The sequence below is a fragment of the Phocaeicola coprocola DSM 17136 genome, from assembly GCF_000154845.1.
Lineage (GTDB): Bacteria > Bacteroidota > Bacteroidia > Bacteroidales > Bacteroidaceae > Phocaeicola > Phocaeicola coprocola.
This window is the reverse complement of sequence record NZ_DS981441.1, coordinates 102,574-104,670: the sequence shown is the minus strand read 5'-3', so window position 1 is coordinate 104,670 and position 2,097 is coordinate 102,574. Positions and strand designations below refer to the sequence as shown.

Annotated in this window: 1 protein-coding gene and 1 pseudogene; both read left to right on the top strand. The window is 44.3% G+C overall.

Annotated elements, in window-relative coordinates; all coding sequences use genetic code 11:
• The coding region (locus tag BACCOP_RS02470) for an ISAs1 family transposase (protein ID WP_007565679.1) at positions 1 to 696 on the top strand (696 nt) is incomplete at its 5' end.
• Positions 697 to 807: 111 nt separating this feature from the next.
• Positions 808 to 2,097, top strand: a pseudogene (locus tag BACCOP_RS02465) (IS4 family transposase); the annotation flags it as partial.

Below are 2,097 nucleotides of genomic sequence, written 5' to 3'. Positions count from 1 at the left end.
TGTGAAGAAAAAAGCAACGAGATAACTTCCGAACCCAAACTGTTGGACAAGGTGGATGTGTCAGGATGCATAGTTACGGCAGACGCCATGTCCTTCCAGAAAGCCATCATAGATAAAATCCGGGAAAAAGGCGGTGATTTCCTTATCGAGCTGAAGGCAAACCAGAGAACTCTGCGATATGGGGTTGAGGACAATGTCAAACTTGCAGAGCCTGTGGATGTATATTCGGAAGGCCCTTTTCTTGAACATGGCAGAATAGAGACCAGAGTATGCCGTATCTTTCGTGGAAATGACCTGATTACGGACAGGAAAAAGTGGAATGGAAATCTGACGGTTGTCGAAATACGGACTGCAACGGAGAGAAAATCTGATGGTCAGAAATCTTCCGAGAGGAGGTTCTATGTCTCCAGTTTTCACGGAAGTGCCAGGCGGCTGAGTACAATAGCCAGAATGCATTGGGCAATAGAAAGCATGCACTGGGACCTTGACCGCAACCTGAGGCAGGACTTCATCAGGCGGAATAGTGCAAGGTCCGCCAGAAACCTTGACACGATACAGAGGATAGTACTGGCAATACTTTCTATATGGAAAGGTAAAAGGAAAAAGCTCTCCGACAAGGCTAAGGGAACGGCCGAACTTATTAGAGAACTTTCTTTGGACTTTACCGCAATGATACATATGCTGGATCAAAAATGAGATAATTTGTAATTTCAGAGGATTCGTAACGTTTTGGGTATCAATCATAACAAAATCCCTACTTCCCATAAGAAGTGGGTGGGGGAATTATGTGCCTTTATCTAAGCTTAAATGAAAGAGCCGTGTGCCAGCAAGGCAATAAACAGCATATCAACCATAATGAACAGCATTAGGATACAGAGCAAAGTCATCGGTTCAGTCAAGAATCCGAACTGCAAGTTCACCTGTCTTCAGGTGTTGCAGTTGCTCGTGCTCTTCCCGTTCTTCTCGGTGAAAAATGCTGCCAATTATTCGTCCTCTGCACTCTGCAAGTTGTTTACATGCGATAAGGATATGTTCTATCGTTTCATGAATGACGGCAACGTCAATTGGCGATGTATAATCTACTCGGTTTTCAGACAGCTGTATTCTCGTGTGAGCCGCAAGACAACAGCAAAATCTGATGTCAAATGCGTCATTATCGATGATACAGATCTTCCTAAGACCGGATTCAAGACAGAGAAGATCGGTAAAGTCTTCTCTCATACTCAAATGAAGCCTATACTGGGCTTCAAAGCAATGTTCCTATGCTTTACTGACGGTATATCTCAGTCTATTCTTGACTTCTCTCTTCATGGAGAAGAGGGTAAGCGCAGCGACAAGCCACAGGGCTTATCCAAGAAGCAGGCAAACTCACGTTATACCAAGGAACGTTCTGAGGATGAGCGTATTGCTAAACGTAGCTCTGAGTATCTTGCAAGCAAGATTGAGACTGCTATCAGTATGCTGAAGCGCTCAATCATTGAGGGTGTACGCTTCGACTATCTTCTTGTCGACAGCTGGTTCACCTGCACCGAACTCCTGAAGTTCATAGTCTCAAGGCACTTTGGTTGCCATCTTATTGGAATGATAAAGATGGGCAAGATCAAGTATGAGACAGCTCTCGGAACCAAGACCGCACCTGAACTTATCAAGGTTCTTCAGAAGACAAAGAACTTAAAGTACAGCCGATCAATCGGTTATTATACTGCTACCATCTCTGCAAAGATCTCAGGCATCAAGGTCAACCTGTTCTTCTATAGAAAAGGCAAGAACGGTAACTGGAATGCCCTGCTAACCTCCGATCTTAAGTTGGACGCCAAGGAAGCCTTCAGACTTTACTCAAGAAGATGGGTTATTGAGGTCGCTCACAAGGAAATGAAGCAAAATCTAAAGCTCGGTAAAAACCAGTGTAGGGACTTTGCCGGACAGATCGCCGGCATATCATTATGCGTCTTGCAGTACAATATACTCAGTTATGTCAAACGCAATGAGTCTTACGAGGCCATCGGAGGACTCTTTGCTGAAATTACAAAGAACTCTGTTGACTTTCAGTAGCAGAAAAAATCTGGCTGCTGATCGTAGAAGGTATAAGCGTCATTG